We start from the raw sequence: 15,709 nt of genomic DNA on the forward strand, positions 1-15,709 counted from the left end.
TGCCACTCAGGCTGACCCAGGAGTCCTCTTCAAGCATGCGACCTTCAACTATTGATCCTGCCTGCAATCCATTCGCCGGCTGGGATATCCGCACGCTTCTAAACCGTCAGGCTGCGCGGTTTGGCGACAAGCCCTGTCTCATCTGGGAACCTCTGGATGGACAGGAAGAGATCTGGACGTATGGCGAGTTCGTCAGCAGGCTGAAGGAAGTTGGCGCGGGGCTTTATGCGCGTGGCATTCGGGCTGGCGACCGGGTCATCGTGCATCTGGACAACTGCCCGGAGCAGATGTTCGCCTGGCTAGGCTGTGCCTGGATTGGGGCCGTTGCTGTCACGACGAATTCGAAGTCCAGCAAGGCTGAACTTTCCTACTTTGCCGAAAAGTCAAAAGCACGCGCTGCCATCACCCAGCCAAAGTTCGCCGACCTGATCGCCGACGCCTTCGGCGGCGCGGAGTGGATTGTGGTCACCACCACCGATACGGGGGAGCCGCCGGCAGAAATGGCAGGATCCTACGAACCGTTCGAAAGCCTGTCCGGCGCATCGGCGACTCTGCCGGACCGGGACGCCGACTGTACCGCTCCCTTCGGTGTTCAGTTCACGTCTGGCACGACATCGCGTCCAAAGGGCGTTGTGTGGACCCATGCGAACGCCCTGTGGGGCGGAAGGGTGAGCGCCCTGCATGAGGGGCTCGGGCCAGAGGACGTCCACCTGGTCTATCTTCCGATGTTTCACACAAACGCGCAGATCTATTCTGTCATGGCATCGTTGTGGGTGGGAGCAGGCATCGTGCTGCAACCGCGTTTTTCCGCATCCCGTTTCTGGCCTGTGGCGCTGAAGCATAAGTGCACCTGGACGTCGATGGTGCCGTTCATGGTCCAGGCCCTTCTTGAGTATCCGGTTCCCGACAATCATTCTTTCCGGTTCTGGGGGAATGCTGTCTGCGACCTGCCATCGGACGCGCATTTCGGCGTGCGGTCGATTGGCTGGTGGGGCATGACGGAAACAATTACACACGGGATCGTCGGTTCAGTGCACCATGCTGATCGGCCCAAATCCATGGGCCGGGTCGCGCCCGAATACGAAATCGCCATTGTGTCAGCCGATGGCCGTCCGGCAGGATTGGGAGAGACCGGCGATCTTCTGATCAGGGGCCAGCGCGGCCTGTCGCTCTTTCTCGAATATCTCGATGATCCAGTGGCGACCGAAGCGGCCTTCAACGAAGACGGCTGGTTCGTCACAGGAGACCGTGTGAAGATCTCGGAAGACGGCTGGCTGATCTTTGCGGATCGGTCGAAGGACATGCTCAAGGTCGGCGGGGAGAATGTCGCCGCTTCGGAAGTCGAGAGCGTCATCTCGGCTTTTCCGGACGTTCAGGAAGTCGCCGTGGTCGCGAAACCTCACAAGATGCTTGATGAGGTCCCCGTGGCGTTTGTACGGCTCAGCGACCCCGTCTCGCATGCGCCAGAGGGAATAGTTGACGCGCTTGCCCGCCACTGCCGGGGAGAGCTTGCGAGCTTCAAGGTGCCGGTGGAATTTCATGTGGTCGACGAGTTGCCACGATCCACACTCAACAAGATTGCCAAGGCAGAGTTGCGTAAGATGTTAGTGACTGACGGGCACTGAGCGCGGCTGTTCAAACAGCCTGCCAAGCAACAAGATCTTTCGATGAGATAGCTTCGCCAACTCATTCAGAACACTGGCTTAAGCTCTGTTGTTAACGACAAGCGTTGGCGTTGTGCTCATTTTCACGAGCCAATTGTCGGCATGTTGGTCGACATCAGACAATCCCGGCGCCCACGCCGACAGGTCGGCGCTCCTGCCTTTTGCGGTCGCGATAGCCCGAGGAGGGTCGATCGATATCATATCGATTGACCCGCATGTCTACTCCCGGACTTTGGAGAGGACAGCGGACACATCCGTCTTGTAGCCGCTTCGAACATCTTGCGTTCGAGAAGCATGCGCCAGTTATCCGGAAGCGCCGCAGGACCGTTATAGAGATTTAGCTCAAACTGAATGTGGTCTTTATCCAGACGCGATCGGTCTCGGCGTATTGTCCGAAGATGCCATCCGCCTCTCCCCAAACGAGGTCGAGGCCAGCATCGAGCCGCACTTTATCTGTTGCGCGCCATGAGATGGACGGACGAAACGTACCATCACCTTCGTTGAGCGACGCCAGTAACTCTGCGCCAAGACGAAGGGTATCATTCGACAGCGTCTTCTGCAGTTTGAGCGTCGCGACGACATCGGTAGAGGGGCGCACAAGGTCAGGTCCCGTGATGTGGTCCACGCCCAGCTGTGCATTGGCGAAAAGGCCGTCCGGCAGGTCCCAGTCGACACCCAGTCCAACAAGCCACCGTTGCCTGTCATCCGTCGTCGGCGTTGCAGACTGCAGATTGACCGGTTGGTCGGAAATGGATGCTGCTTCAAGGCGCCAGACCCGCGGCCCGCTCGAGCGTTGCCATGTCGCGCCGACAAGTGTGCGGGAGTCATATTCAAGCGCGACGCCTGTGGTCGATGCCCGGAAAACCGGCTCCGTGTCTGGCCCATGGATGATGAGAAAGGACGCGTCATTTGCGCCGAACCTTCTCGATGCCTTCACGCCGAGCGTGGGCTCGTCCGAAAGTTTGACGTGGAGGTCTGGAAGTGAAGCCGCCGCCGGCAGCCCGGCGCGATAGCGCGGTGCCCGAACCGCATACGTATCTCCAGGTATGGCGAACTGATCGGCCGTCCCATCCAGGACGCCAGCTATATCCCACCGCGTGCCGGCGTGTTTGAACTGCGCCCGCGCGCCCCAGCGAGACATACGGTCGGGTCTCTGATCAATGAAAACAGCCTCCCGCCGCCGGACCGCATCGAACCGGTCAGTGACCTGCAAGCCATCAAGAACGCCCCATGCGAGAGTCTGTTTGCCGAGCGTCACGCGGGTTGATCGTTTGCGCCAGCTGAGCGTCGCCTGATCGATCTCGATGCGCGTGCTGTCTCCAAGTTCGAGAGGATGTGACGCTTCATCATAGGTTTGCAGACTACCAAGACCGACCATCGCATGAGCACTTTCGAGGCGCAGGGAAAGGTCGCCTCGCCAGCCTGATGAGAGATCAATCTCGAAGTCCGGACGAATGTCCAGACGCAGCCTGTTCGCCTCGTCATTTCCAATCGAAATGGCCGCGAACTGATTGGTTTCGACAGATGTTTCGACCTTCCCTGGCTCCGCCATAGAGGCTCCTGCGGAAAGGACTGAAATGGCCGTGACCAGGATGCCGCGAGGACACCGGTCACCCATCAACATCGGGTATGCCGTAGGCCAGTGTTTCAGGGTCGAAAATCGATTGGTCCAACTGCGGAACGTGGTGCATGCCGGTGAAGCTCACCGCCGTTGAGTGTCCGGTCTGCTGGTTGGTGGCCGTGAAGGCGAGCGCTGTGTGAACGCCGCCAATGATCTCGATTTCCAGAACTTCGACGCGCTTCAGGGGCTCGCCATCTGTGTCGGTATAATCAATCCAGACCGGAAAAGCGGTCTCCAAGTCGATCCCGGCGCGAAAGCTCCCATAGCCCATCTCCGCTCCAATTTCCGGTGTGCGGGCCTGCCCGGTCAGGATGGGCAAGGAGCCATTCTCTGCGTCATGAGCCTCGATGGCGAAATCCCAGTCATCGAGACCGAATTTGAAGTTGTCCTTGATGTCGCCATAGGTGAGATCGGTCCCGAGAAAATAATCGCCCCGATCAGATGCGGGCAGCCGCCGGACCCGGTCCGTGGCAGGAAGGTAGAGCCAGTTCTCATCCTCGGCCGCGGCGTGATTGAAGCTGAGAAATGCCGTGTCTTCAATCATGGCGGGTTCGGTGAAATAGATCGCGATCCGTTCGGTGTCGTCCTTTTCGGAATGGATCATTAGCGCTTCGCGCTCACGTACGCGCGATGAGCTGTTTTCCAGGCGGAAATGCATGGTCCCGACCCGGCCTTCATTCGCTGCGCGCTCGGCAACGAGCTTGGCAAGGTCGTTTGCGTTGATGGGCTCCTGCGCGCCTGCCAGACCTGGGGTCAACCAGACCAGGCAAAGAGCGATAGCATTACGCGACAACATGGGTTTTACCTCCCTCTGTGACTTTGGCGCCGATTGACCAGATCGCTGGAACGATCACGAGCGCGCCGACCAGCGACCCGATCGCGCCGACAGACACGAGAAAGCCAAACCAGCGCAGGGGCGGGGCAGACGATATACAGATAACGGCCAGCGCCACGCCGAGGGCGATGGCAGAGTAGAAGCAGGCGCGAGCGACAATATCGTATCCGCCGCGAAAGGCGTTGATCCCAAACGCCCCCGCCTCGTGCTGCCTTTTCACGAGCGAAATGAGATGAATGCCGAAATCGATGCCAAGGCCCGTCGCAATCGCCGCAGTCATGGACGTCGCAGGCGCGATATCGATCCCGAAGAGGCCCATCGTTGCATAGACGCTCACAATGCCAACGAGAACCGGCACCATCGAAAGCGCCGCATACTTCAAAGACCTGAATACGAGGACGGTCGAAAGGAAGACGAGCGCGATGGCAAGTCCCAGGCCACGGAAATGGTTCTGCGCGAGCAGCGACATCCAGCCATCGTTCACAGCGACCCGGCCGCTGATATCCGCGGTCAGTCCGCTCTCGGCTTGCCACGCTGACAGGATGTCCTCAACCTGATCGACAACCGGAAGCGTCTGGCGATAATTGTCTGTATCTAGCTGCGCGCGGATGAGCGCCCGCGAATGATCAAAATCGATCTCTTTCTTGAAGTCCTCCGGCGGGGCCGACGCTTCGTATAGAAACATGTACTGGCCTGGTGCGCGAGCCGCATCGGGAAGGCTCCCGGCCGGCGCGCCGGTCAGCACCTGATGCATCAGCGAGATATATTCATCGATGCCACTGACTTTTGCGACACGCGGCAAACCTCCGATCTGTGCGCGCAGGCCCTGGATGTCTACCAGGGCTTTTGGAGTCATCAGTCCGCCGGCCGTTTCGGACGACACGACAACGTCCAGAAAATTCACGCCCCCCAATCTTGTATTGATCTCCTGATCGGCTTGGCGAACGGGATCGGCGGCGGTGAAGTAGCGTTGGCGTTCGTAATCGAACTCGGCCTGGAGCGCGAAGCTTGCGAGCAGGCTGACCAGTACGAGGACGGCGGCAAGCGCGCGCATCGGTTTCTTGAAAACCGCTATCGTGATGGCGCCCACCATCGCGTCGACGCGGTTCTTCCTGGCTTCCTTGTTTAGAGCCTTCTGGGAGGGGCGCAGATCGGTGAGGATCAGTATGGACGGCAACAGCACGAGGCTGAGCAACCAGGCGGCGGCAACGCCGAGCGCTGCAAACAAGCCGAATTCGCTGATCGGTTTCATCGCAGCGCCGAATGACAGCCCGATGAAAGCAGCGATGGTCGTGACACTCGTAAGCGTGACCGGAAGCTTTGCTTTGTCGAGCGCGAACCGTGTGGCCTGTAGAGCGCTGAGCTCGACGTCCTCTCTGCGTGCACGAAGATAATAGGTCGAGATATGGAGCGAGTCAGCGACGCCAATGGCCATGATGACCACGGGAAGCGCCGTCGTAATCAGATAATAGTGCGACCCAAGCCATCCCATCATGCCGATTGCCATCGCAGCCGATCCGGCGATAACCAGAAAGGGGCCGAAGGCGGCCGCTGGACTCCGCAAGGCCAGAAACAGAATGAGCAGCACCGTCACGACCGCTGCCGGAACGAAGATTTTGGTGTCGTGATCAACCATCTCAGAGAGGCGCGCATTCATGGCCGCCACTCCGGCGATCTGCACGTCGAACAACCCGGATGCGCTTTCATTTGCCAGCACCGAAATTGCTTCGACGGTCGCCAGCGCCTTGTTCGGATCTTCGACCGGTACAATGACACTAATCAAGCGCTCATCTTCCGACGCCAGAAGGCCCGCCAGCATCGGCATCGACTGGAAACGCGCCCGCGCCGTTCCTGCATCGGCGTTTGAAAGCAGGCCAGCCTCGACGATCGGGTCCACAACAAGATCACCGTCATTTCCGCTGATCGCGTTCTGGCTGGCGAGGCTGATGACGTCGTTCTTCTTCACTCCGTCAATTTGGCGAACGGCGATATCGATCTCTCGCAGCGCTGAGAGCCGAGCCGGGGTGAAAACGGTTTCACCCTCAGGAACCGTCAGACCTATGATCACGGGATCTTCAAGACCGAACAGTTGTTCTGCAATGTCCCGGTTGATAGCGGCGGGGTGATCGCCGGGAACGAATGCATCAACTGATGGGTCTTTTTCGACCCTGATCAGACCTGCACCACAAACGAGTATCAGTAACAAACATGCCAACAAGGCGCGCCACGGCCGACGCAACAGGCTTTCCTGTAATGTCCCAAGCGGCTTCGGCGTGGTGTCTCCCCGGAAGTACACCGGCTCTGTTTCCATCATCTCGTTTCTTCCCCTCTGGCGCGTCCCCCACGCCTGCGGCTTCATGGGGCTTAACGAGAAAGGGGCGGAGAACCGGACAACTTGTTTTGCAACTTTCTTGAACTTTTCTGCGGAGTGCGCCTTGCTAGGGGGAAATTCCAGAATGGATTCCTTTATGAACGGCGAGAATGAGACGGGCGCGACGGGCTATAGCGATGAAGAACGAAAGATCGCCGGAGGCTTTATCGAACTTGCCTATGAGCCTTTGCTGGAACTGGCCCGAAACCGGCGCCGCCGCGCTGGATTTCACGATACGATGATGACTGAGGACATCTTGCATGAGAGCTTCATGAAGCTGAGCGGCAAGACGGTCTGGCAATCTCCCGAACAGTTTCTGCGAACGGCAAGCCTCGCCATCCGCCAGGTCATTGTGGATCATGCCCGGCGCAACCTGACCGCGAAGCGCGGCGAGGGGAAGTCCGCCGTGGAATACATCGATGACGAGACCGTGCTGCCGGAGTTCAGTGAAACACCCGAGCAAATTCTGATCGTCAATGATCTGCTTCAGCAATTGGAGGCGGCGCAACCTCGGCTCGCAAAGATTGTCGATGCACGGTATTTTTCCGGAATGACGGAAGCTGAAACGGCGTCTGCTTTTGGGCTTTCGGAACGCACAGTCCGGCGAGACTGGCAAGCGGCCCGCAACTGGTTGGCCAAGATGATGCAGGCAGCAGACAGTTAGCTTCTATTCGATTCCTGCCTGAGCCAAAATCTGCAGACGGGCAGTCAGCTCTGGGCTTTGCCTGATGATCTGCACGTCTGGCTCAAGCGTATCATAGGCGGCTTGCGCGGCCTTCTTGCCATCCAGTTGAAGGACGACCTCAATCTTCGCGAGCTTGAAGAGTTCCGCCACACGGGGAGAGGAACTCAACTTCTCCGGATCCGCCGCGACGGACGAGAGTGCGCGGCGTGCGCCTTCGTCTCCCAAATGTGCAAGGATAATGGCCCGCCTCAGTTTCATTTCTACAACTGTATCGGATTGAGGGCCGCTATAACGCTCCACGAGCGGCAGGGCCGCATCCATCTCCTGCAGCGCCTGTTCATACTGTCCGCTTCTCAGCGCAACCTCTGCCTTGATCGCATTGGCTTCGCCAAGCTCACGGCTAGCGCCTTTCCTCTCAGCGGCCGTCCGGATGACGCGTTCGGCAAGGTCTCCGGCGCGCTCAACGTCCCTTGTGTGCCAGAGCTCGAACAAGGCAAGGCTGATGAGAGCTGTATCGGACCCGGCAACTTCCATCAGCGGATTAGCGTCGATGATATTCACGACGTCCCTGGTGGCCTCGTAGGCCGCATCCATATCGCCTCGCAGTTGGCGCATCTTCGAGGTCTGGCGCAAGTAGTACATCCGCAGAGGATCGACAGGTTCGCTTGCGAGGCCGGTCTGCAGGAGCGCTTCGGCGGCTCGGATGTCTGCTTCCTTTTCCGATACGATCGCGACCTGTGCCGCCGCAGAAATATGGTCTGCGGTGCCGGCGTCAAAGCTGCTGGCGTAACTGGCCTCAACCTGCCTGAGGAGGGGGAGGGCTTCCTCTTTGCGTCCCGATGACATGTAGGCAACAGCGAGTAATTGTCGGCCATACTCTAGCAGATCGGTGGACCCGTAACCTTCCTCCAGCCAGGGTTCAAAAACCTCGATCGCGCTCACATAGTCATTCCTGAAGAGAAAATTGCGCCCGATCGCGTAGCTGAGAAAAGCGGCGTTTCTCGGGTCACTTTCACGAAGGTCATGAGCCTGGCGCCACCGGTCCTTGAGCGTGTCGGTCTGGCGCTCGACATCGGCCTCGCCAGCAAACAGCGATTGCAGGGCGTCCGCATAGGCTGACTGTGTCTCATAAAAAAGGTCGGCACGTTTGAGGTAGAACTGCGCCCGTCTCAGGCTCTCTTCCGACTGCGCCAGTGCCTCGTTCGCCCGCGACGCTTCAGCCGACGCTTCACTTGCAAATTTAAGACTGAAGGCAAGCCCGGCCGCAATTGCTACGAGACAAATGGCAGCCAACGTCGATGAAAGCGGGTGCCGCTGCAGGAATTTGAGGCCGGCATACCAGGTGCCACTTGTGCGAGCCGCAACGGGACGCTTCTCGAGATACGCCGATATGTCATCGCTCAATGACGCGACTGTCGAATAGCGGTCGGCTGGCTTGCTCTGAAGCGCCTTCTGAATGATCGCCGTCAGGTCCGCATTTGCCAGCGCGTCCGCATCGGCCCGCATTCCACCATCGGGCAGTCTTTCCGGCAGAGCGCCCACAAGAATTTCGTGCAACAGCACGCCCAGCGCAAAGATGTCGGTCTGGACCGAGACGGGCTCACCCTTCAACTGTTCCGGGGCGGCCGTCGCAAGTGTGAGCGCCCCTCGAACACCGCTGTCATCTTGTAGATCTGTAGAAATGCCAAAGTCGATAAGCCGGGGTGAACCCGTCTTGGAGATCAGGACGTTGTCGGCCTTGATATCACGATGCAAAGTCAGTTTTGCATGAGCATGTGCAACAGCGTCACAGACGTCCTGGAACAGGCGGAGCCGCTGCGTCCTGTCCGGGTGCTCGCTGCTGACATATTGCGAAATGGGCCGCCCATCGACGTATTCCATGGCCATGTAGGGACGACCATCTTCTGTCGTTCCGCCATCAATGATGCGGGCAATGCCTGGATGCTCCATTAGAGCAAGACGCCTGCGCTCATCCTCGAAACGATTGCCTCGCTGCGGACTGATGCCTTGAATGACCTTCAGGGCAACGGTCTGGTCATACAGCCCGTCGGCGCGGTGAGCGCGGTAGACATCTCCCATACCGCCGCGGCCGATATGGCCGTCAATCTTCCACGGACCAATGCGTGCGCCTTCCTGAAGAGGCGGCGACCAGGGATCGGCTTGTCCGGCTGATGTGGCCAGCAAATCGTCGGCAGGGCTGGTCAGCCGTAAAAGCCGCTCAACGACCTCTGCATCATCCGATGTCGAGATCGTTTGAAGAAAGTCCGACAGTCGTCCTTCCTCAAGCGTACGCCCGTGCTCAACTTTCGCGACAATTTTTGCCCAATCCAATATCGCCCCTCCAGATTGCGATTGGCCCTCGCATTCCAGTTAAATGCTAGATCATCACCATCCGGACAGGCAATGAGATATAGTCATCGGGCCCGATCCCTGTATCGGGCACTGTCCTGCGATGCGCACGCCGGCTTGGTATCCAACGACCCTGTCCAGACGGTAGGATCTCCCTTTCAAACGGGTGAACCTCGGCCACAAGATCGGGGTGGCAAGCACTGCGTTCGGAGCACGGCTGCGCATCGCTCAACGGCCTGGATCGCGCTGGACGAAAACTTCGTGAAATAAGTTTAATAAACGCCCGAGTTTCTAATTGACGAATGGTTAATAGTTGTTAATGTTCCCGCTGAGCGTGCAGCGATGTGGGGACATTGTCGCCTAGATGGTCTGGGTCGGGCACGCCTTAAAAAAACGGGGACAATCAATGAGGGGACGCCTTTCAGCAGCATTGCTGTACACTGCAGCCGCCATGGCTGTCAGTGTTTCTGCCTCAGCACAGGAGCTTGTCTACGAGCCCATAAATCCCTCATTCGGGGGAGATAGTTTCAACTCGTCTCATCTTCTTGGCACAGCAAACGCCCAGAATGATTACAAGGACCCTGACCAGAAGAATAACGCCGCGAGCCAGTCAGAACAATTCGTCCGCCAGCTGCAAAGCCGTCTCCTGTCCTCGCTCGCCGGAGAAGTGAATGAAGCAATATTCGGCGACAATCCGCAGGATTCCGGCACGATCACCTTCGGCGACCAGATCATTGAGTTCTATCGAGGGCTTGATTCGGTCCAGCTCACCATTACAGACCTGACGACAGGCGCCGTAACCGAGATTGAAATTCCGCTTCTCTATGCCGGAGGCTCAACGGGTTCCTCCTCCGCTGCTGGTCCGTCCAGCCTTGGTGCAATGAGCGGTCTGTATGGCGACGAAGGTCGGGAGTTGGGCGTAACGTCCGGGGCCTCGATTACCGGTGAGGCCGATACCGAACCGGGGATCTACTGACATGTGGAAGATCCTCAAAGCATCGATTCTTGCCGGAGCCGCAGCAGCAATGCTCTCTGCTTGCACGACACCGATAGGCGCAATGCGGTCCATCGTAAACGAACCGGCCATTTCTGAAGTCGTGACTGAAACCCAATCTTCGCTTCGTGCGCTTCCGCCGCCAAGAGAGCGTGCAGCCGTTGCCGTGTACAGCTTCGAAGACCAGACGGGTCAGTTCAAGCCGACTTCAGGTGTGCAGACGCTTTCCAAGGCGGTAACCCAAGGCTCGACCTCGGTTCTCCTGAAAGCGCTACAGGACGCGGGAAACCGCTCCTGGTTCACGGTCATCGAACGCGAAAATCTCGATAACCTTTTGAAAGAACGCCAGATCATTCGGGAGATGCGCCGTCAGTATCTCGGTGAAGAAGACGTCAATGAAGCAGCCCTGCCGCCGCTTCTGTTTGCGGGCATCATCCTTGAGGGCGGCATTATCGGGTATGACTCCAACACGGTGACCGGCGGAGCCGGTGCTCGCTTTCTCGGCATCGGTGCCCATGCGAATTATCGCGAGGACAAGGTGACAGTGTATCTGCGCGCCGTCAGCGTGAAGACGGGTGAGGTCATCACCACGGTCGTGGCGTCAAAGAAGATCGCATCTGTTGGCGTTGCATCGAACGTGTTTCGCTATGTCAGCTTCAAGGAGCTGCTTGAAGTCGACACTGGTATAACAACCAATGAGCCGGATTTGCTGGCTTTGCGCCAGGCAACGGAAAAGGCAGTCGAGCTTCTCATTCTGGAGGGCGCTGACCTCGGCGTCTGGGGCTTCGCCGATCGTGTCGCTGGAGCCGACATTCTGGAACAGTATCGCGCTGAACGCGACGGCGTCTTCGACGACATGGAGTCAGCATACGCCTCGCGATCAACTGCGCCTGTCCGGCAGGCCGCCGTGTCGACGACAGCAGACCAGGAAGTCAGTGCTGCAGAAGCGGCGTTGCCCGCAGGAACTGATGCTCAGCGATCACCGCCTCAGTCTGATGTCGAAAGCAAGCCAGCGACACAATCGCCTCAGCCGTCGAGTATGCCGCTGAACAAGCCGGTCAATCACGGCAAGCGACGCGCTTCCCGAACACTTACCAATTCAGATTTCCTACCCAAAGAAGGCGTGCTGACAACAGTGTCGAACACGAAATTCCCGGTCCAGGAACAGATTACCGCGCAGACCATCTCCGCGGTACCAGCGGTCGTCATACCTGTCGCGCAAGGGGACGGCGCAGACGGGCAGACGACCGCTGACTTTTACAAAGCCGCTATTAGCAGCCTACCGGCGCTGAGCGGTTCGAGTCTTGGATGGCAGAACTGGCAACGCCGAGCGTGGCGGACATTGCCAGTCACAAGCCGAAAGGCCCATCGAAATTGGAAGGCGCATGATGCGTTGTTCAGACCCGCCCAAGGGACAGAAATTAGACTGGGCGGTTGGTGAAGGGGGCTCGCCAATAGCGAGCAGAGCGAAGTTTAAAGGAGTAGATCATGCGCAAACACCTTCTACTTGGAGCCTCAATGGCCCTTGTGTTGGCGGCGCCTGCGTTCGCAAATGAATCTGACGTCAGTCAGTCTGGCTCGTCGCAGTCCGCAACCGTCGTTCAGACGGGTGGAACGTCTGGCAAGTCAGGCATTTCGCAAGCTGGCATCGACAATTCAGCATCGGTGACCCAGGGGGATATCGGGGATCCGTTCGTTGGTGTCTTGAATGAGAGCGAGGTCGACCAGCACGGTCTTCGCAACGATGCGACGATTATCCAGTACAGCACAGGCACAGCGGGCGCAGCCGCCAACAATTCGTACATGAAGCAGGATGGCGACGATGATATCGTGGATGTTCTGCAGAACGGTACCGGCAACGACTCCGACATCTATCAGGATGACGCCAGCGTCGGCGCAATTGGTGTTAATCAGTTCGGTGCAAGCAACGCATCGGCAGTCGAGCAGACCGGCGATGGGGGCATCGTCACGGTCGAGCAGGGACTGACCAATCCAGGCGCAGACGGCAACTCATCGATCGTGAACCAGTATGGAGGCCTTAACGAGGCCATCGTCACCCAAGACGACACGGGCAATGCGTCAGACGTCATGCAAGTCGGTGCCGAAAGCCTTGTGACGGTTGCTCAGTCGGGGGCGACCAATACTGTCGACATCGATCAGGACGCGTATGCCGGCTCGACTATCGAAGTGACGCAAATCTCCACGAATGCGATTGGGAGCTCGTCCTTCCTTTCACAAGCAAGTGCTTCCGGCTCGGCTCTGAGCGTGATGCAGATTGGCTCTGAAAACATGGTCGGCGACAGCCTTTCACCGTTCGTTCAATCGAGCTCGAACTCGACCATTGACCTCGCCCAGCTTGGCACCGCCAACACGATTGCCGGCTCGCAGGCTGCCAGCAACAACGCCATGACGATTATCCAGTCGGGTGAGAACAATTCGGCGACGGCCTCTCAGGTAACCATTGGAAATGCGATGATGGTCAGCCAGACGGGCGCCTACAACGTATCCTATACCGAGCAAAGCGGCGAAGCTCTCAAGCTGACGCTAGATCAACTCGGTTCCGGCCTGAACTCTGCGACAATACTCCAGAGCGGGAATCTCAACGAGATGATCGTTATTCAGGATGGTGCGTCCAACTCTGCCGATATCAAGCAGAAGGGCGACAACAATACGTTGAATGCTGATGCGCTTGGTGCCGGCAACAAAGTGATCGTTGAACAGGGAGCCAGCGGCAACTTGATTGATATCGACCAGGACTCCGATGGGTCCAGAGCTCGCATCTATCAGGGCGGCGGCAATGGCAATGAAGTCTACGTCACCCAGGCGACCGACGGATCTGATTCTTACGTCTTCCAGACCGGCTGGGGCAACTACGCCCACGTGACGCAATAAAAAGGAGAGACATCAGCTTTCGGGCTGATCAAGGTGCAGGATGTTTCATTCATGAAAAGACTCCTCACATCCATGCTGGCGATCGCTGCCCCAGCAGCGATCGCTTCGGCGCAGGTTGGCGTACCGGAAGCGTACCGGAACGCTACGATGATCGAGCAGATCGGATCGGCCAATCGGACGATCGTCAATCAGCGTTTCGGCGGAGGTACTGCCGGTGCTTCCAACTCTCAGATATTGCAGGTTGGATCACAAAACCGGATTCACGTTTCGCAAGCCAGCCACATAGCTGCGAATGCAGGCGGATTCGACAACTATGCGACGGTGGAACAGCGATCAGACGCGAGCCGTGCGACCGTTCATCAAATCCATGATTATACTGCCACGGCAACCAATGAAGCGATTATCCTTCAACGGTCCAATCTCGCAAACGCCACGATCATGCAGCGCGGCGCTCGCAATTACGGGATCATCAGACAAGGTGAGCTGACGACTGAACCGCGAGCGCGTCTCGAGCAAAACGGCACAAACAATTTTGCGGACATTGTTCAGACGAGCAATGAGGGTGTGGTTCTTGTCAACCAGGGCATGTTTGACTGGGCACCTTCAGAAACGCTTGCCCAATCGGCTGACAATCTCGTGACAGTGCTGTCAGGCGGCATCAATCCTTTTATCAAGGTCGAGCAGGCCGGAGACGCCAACACGACCGATATCATCGAAAGCGGCGTCAATGGCGTCATCGATGTCACGTCCACGGCATCAATGAATACGTCTTCAGTTGAGCAGTTCGGCGTCGACGGATTGGCAACCATTGAGCAACTCACGGGCAGTGTGAATGATGCGGGAATCTCACAGCATGTAGACGATGTTGGCAGTTCTGCCCTGATTGAGCAGTCAGGTATCGGCAGCACATCTTTGATAGAGCAGCGCGATACCGATGGACTGGGCGGTGGCAATACTGCCATTTCGCGGCAGTCCGGCACGAACTGGGTATCGGATCTGATCCGGTCCACAATCGTTCAGGATGGCGCTGGCAACCTTGCTATTGTCGATCAAAAGTCGGCTGTCGCAAGCTCCAACATCGAGCAGGTTGGGTCCACGCACTCTGCCAGTGTGGCTCAGTAGGGAAGGTTCAGACATGTATTCTGCAACCACGCCCATTTTGGTCCGCTACGTAGCCATGAGCCTGACGGCATTCATTCTGTCGGGTGCTGTGGCAATGGGACATGAGGGAGACGGAGAGTCTCGCCGCAGCGACGCCGGCGGTGAATACGAGGCGCTGAACAGAGACCCTTACAAAGACTTGACGGGTAGCGATCTAAAAGACGGCGCCATCAGCTTCGACGTTTCGCCAATTGATAATGATCGTCTTTACGATGGCCCCGGAAATAATGTCGTGATCGTGCAGAAGGGCAACGCCAACACTGTCACTGTTCGTCAGGATGGGGAAAACAATCTCCTGATGTCGTCACAGAGTTCCTTCAGGGGAGGGAACGTCGCCGAAGTCGTGCAATCTGGTAATTTGAACAGCTCGACTTTGCTTCAGTACGGCGATGACAATCTCTACGCACTTCAGCAAACCGGAAACGATAACTGGTCGGCCGCGACGCAATATGGCGATGGAAATGTGTTCGAACACATCCAGACCGGCGATAGATTGGGGTTCGCGATCACTCAGTACGGCGAATCGGCCATCAAAGTTACCCAATCAGGGGGGCGATAGGAGAGCACGATGCGCCGGACTTCATTTCTCGCCACCGCGTTCTTCATGGCTGTTTCGCCGGCCGTCGCCGATGGCGAGGCGCTAATTGGCCAGCTTGGAAACAATAGTGAAGCGACCGGCGAGCGTAGTAGCGCAGATTTAAGTCAAATCGGCCAACGTACCGTCGAGGCTGGCCGTCTGGTGGATCAAATCGATGCCTCTCAGCCCCTCCAGACCGACATCGACGAAAGCGCTGTGGGAGAAACGCTGCCATCAGAGCTGGCAAAGGGCGAATGTCTCCTCACCAGTCGTCAGGAAATTCTGGTTGAGTACCTGATGGAAGAGGGCCGGGTTTTTAGCGACACGTGCGAAGTTTTGAACTGGCTTGACGGCGGCGATGGTGAGGACCCGGATGAACGGGATCTGTTCAATGTGATCTTCGGCCCAGAAGCGCAGCGTCTGAAGCAAGCTGAGCTGGAGCGTCTGGAAAAGGAGCAAGCCGAGTTTGAAGCGCGAGCCAGGATTATGGACGCGATAAATTATGGGTCGTCCACGGACGGTTGATACCTCGGCCCACACCCGTCCCGTGCGGACTTGTT

Annotated in this window: 12 protein-coding genes; 8 read left to right on the top strand and 4 right to left on the bottom strand. The window is 57.8% G+C overall.

Annotated features, from left to right (window positions below):
* Positions 1-35 precede the first annotated feature (35 nt).
* Positions 36-1,625, top strand: coding sequence for an AMP-binding protein (locus WNY37_RS09645; RefSeq protein WP_342973180.1), 1,590 nt, complete (start codon positions 36-38; stop codon positions 1,623-1,625).
* 376 nt (positions 1,626-2,001) lie between these two features.
* On the opposite strand, the gene WNY37_RS09650 is transcribed toward WNY37_RS09645, so the two are convergent.
* From WNY37_RS09650 to WNY37_RS09660, 3 genes are read right to left on the bottom strand one after another with little or no spacing between them, the layout of a single operon-like run.
* A complete protein-coding gene (locus WNY37_RS09650; protein WP_342973181.1) occupies positions 2,002-3,216 on the bottom strand; it encodes a hypothetical protein in 1,215 nt (404 codons plus the stop codon).
* 58 nt (positions 3,217-3,274) lie between these two features.
* Entirely contained in the window at positions 3,275-4,081 is an 807-nt protein-coding gene (locus WNY37_RS09655) for an outer membrane lipoprotein-sorting protein (protein WP_342973182.1), read from the bottom strand.
* Positions 4,068-6,434 carry an MMPL family transporter gene (locus WNY37_RS09660; RefSeq protein WP_342973183.1) on the bottom strand — a complete coding sequence of 789 codons (2,367 nt, stop codon included), beginning with the start codon at positions 6,432-6,434 and terminating at the stop codon, positions 4,068-4,070. The genes WNY37_RS09655 and WNY37_RS09660 overlap by 14 nt, the downstream gene beginning before the upstream one ends.
* Positions 6,435-6,576: 142 nt before the next feature.
* On the opposite strand from WNY37_RS09660, the gene WNY37_RS09665 reads away from it, so the two are divergent.
* Positions 6,577-7,155, top strand: coding sequence for an ECF-type sigma factor (locus tag WNY37_RS09665; RefSeq protein WP_342973184.1), 579 nt, complete (start codon positions 6,577-6,579; stop codon positions 7,153-7,155).
* Between the two features lie 3 nt (positions 7,156-7,158).
* Here WNY37_RS09665 and WNY37_RS09670 read toward each other — a convergent pair whose 3' ends face one another.
* Complete coding sequence (locus WNY37_RS09670) at positions 7,159-9,507, bottom strand: serine/threonine-protein kinase (protein ID WP_342973185.1); 2,349 nt, start codon at positions 9,505-9,507, stop codon at positions 7,159-7,161.
* Between the two features lie 424 nt (positions 9,508-9,931).
* On the opposite strand from WNY37_RS09670, the gene WNY37_RS09675 reads away from it, so the two are divergent.
* From WNY37_RS09675 to WNY37_RS09700, 6 genes are read left to right on the top strand one after another with little or no spacing between them, the layout of a single operon-like run.
* Positions 9,932-10,501, top strand: a complete 570-nt coding sequence (locus tag WNY37_RS09675; protein WP_342973186.1) for a curli assembly protein CsgF — start codon at positions 9,932-9,934, stop codon at positions 10,499-10,501.
* Between the two features lies 1 nt (position 10,502).
* Positions 10,503-11,960: a CsgG/HfaB family protein gene (locus WNY37_RS09680; RefSeq protein WP_342973187.1), complete on the top strand. Its 1,458-nt coding sequence runs from the start codon at positions 10,503-10,505 to the stop codon at positions 11,958-11,960.
* A gap of 47 nt (positions 11,961-12,007) precedes the next feature.
* Positions 12,008-13,411, top strand: coding sequence for a hypothetical protein (locus WNY37_RS09685; protein ID WP_342973188.1), 1,404 nt, complete (start codon positions 12,008-12,010; stop codon positions 13,409-13,411).
* 51 nt (positions 13,412-13,462) lie between these two features.
* A complete protein-coding gene (locus WNY37_RS09690) occupies positions 13,463-14,533 on the top strand; it encodes a hypothetical protein (RefSeq protein WP_342973189.1) in 1,071 nt (356 codons plus the stop codon).
* 13 nt (positions 14,534-14,546) lie between these two features.
* A complete protein-coding gene (locus WNY37_RS09695; RefSeq protein ID WP_342973190.1) occupies positions 14,547-15,131 on the top strand; it encodes a hypothetical protein in 585 nt (194 codons plus the stop codon).
* 9 nt (positions 15,132-15,140) lie between these two features.
* Positions 15,141-15,674, top strand: a complete 534-nt coding sequence (locus WNY37_RS09700) for a hypothetical protein (RefSeq protein WP_342973191.1) — start codon at positions 15,141-15,143, stop codon at positions 15,672-15,674.
* Positions 15,675-15,709: the final 35 nt, after the last annotated feature.

It is taken from the genome of Henriciella sp. AS95, from assembly GCF_038900055.1.
Lineage (GTDB): Bacteria > Pseudomonadota > Alphaproteobacteria > Caulobacterales > Hyphomonadaceae > Henriciella.

Bases quoted from the DNA above. Each gene is read 5' to 3' on its own strand.
- WNY37_RS09690 (WP_342973189.1), top strand. From the start codon at position 13,463: ATGAAAAGACTCCTCACATCCATGCTGGCGATCGCTGCCCCAGCAGCG.
- WNY37_RS09685 (WP_342973188.1), top strand. From the start codon at position 12,008: ATGCGCAAACACCTTCTACTTGGAGCCTCAATGGCCCTTGTGTTGGCG.
- WNY37_RS09660 (WP_342973183.1), bottom strand. From the start codon at position 6,434: ATGATGGAAACAGAGCCGGTGTACTTCCGGGGAGACACCACGCCGAAG.
- WNY37_RS09645 (WP_342973180.1), top strand. From the start codon at position 36: ATGCGACCTTCAACTATTGATCCTGCCTGCAATCCATTCGCCGGCTGG.
- WNY37_RS09700 (WP_342973191.1), top strand. From the start codon at position 15,141: ATGCGCCGGACTTCATTTCTCGCCACCGCGTTCTTCATGGCTGTTTCG.
- WNY37_RS09650 (WP_342973181.1), bottom strand. From the start codon at position 3,216: ATGGCGGAGCCAGGGAAGGTCGAAACATCTGTCGAAACCAATCAGTTC.
- WNY37_RS09675 (WP_342973186.1), top strand. From the start codon at position 9,932: ATGAGGGGACGCCTTTCAGCAGCATTGCTGTACACTGCAGCCGCCATG.
- WNY37_RS09655 (WP_342973182.1), bottom strand. From the start codon at position 4,081: ATGTTGTCGCGTAATGCTATCGCTCTTTGCCTGGTCTGGTTGACCCCA.
- WNY37_RS09665 (WP_342973184.1), top strand. From the start codon at position 6,577: ATGGATTCCTTTATGAACGGCGAGAATGAGACGGGCGCGACGGGCTAT.
- WNY37_RS09695 (WP_342973190.1), top strand. From the start codon at position 14,547: ATGTATTCTGCAACCACGCCCATTTTGGTCCGCTACGTAGCCATGAGC.
- WNY37_RS09680 (WP_342973187.1), top strand. From the start codon at position 10,503: ATGTGGAAGATCCTCAAAGCATCGATTCTTGCCGGAGCCGCAGCAGCA.